We start from the raw sequence: 424 nt of genomic DNA on the forward strand, positions 1-424 counted from the left end.
CGTGTTTCAAGACGGGTCGAATGGGGAGCCCACAGGCCGACGCCCGGAGCACGCTGATGCCGAGGCACGCCGTTAGGCGCGTGCTGCAGACCACGATCACGGCAGCGACGTCTCCACAAGCGTATCAAAAGCCCGGGCTTAGGCCGCCACCGTAATCCGCGTCGGTCCACGCCCCGAATCGATCGGCGGACCGGATTGCTCCGTTCCGCATCCGACCAGGACGCATCGCCGGCCCCCATCCGCTTCCCTCCCGACAATTTCAAGCACTCTTTGTCTCTCTTTTCAAAGTCCTTTTCATCTTTACCTTGCGGTACTTGTTCGCTATCGGTCTCTCGCCCGTATTTAGCCTTGGACGGAATTTACCGCCCGATTGGGGCTGCATTCCCAAACAACCCGACTCGTAGACAGCGCCTCGTGGTGCGCC

1 rRNA gene is annotated in these 424 nt (G+C 60.8%); it reads right to left on the reverse strand.

From position 1 onward, the window contains the following. Window positions 1-250: 250 nt before the first annotated feature. Window positions 251-424: ribosomal RNA gene (locus tag F0L68_RS46070) — 23S ribosomal RNA — on the reverse strand; the annotation flags it as partial.

The sequence above is a fragment of the Solihabitans fulvus genome, assembly GCF_008386585.1.
GTDB classification, from domain to species: domain Bacteria; phylum Actinomycetota; class Actinomycetes; order Mycobacteriales; family Pseudonocardiaceae; genus Solihabitans; species Solihabitans fulvus.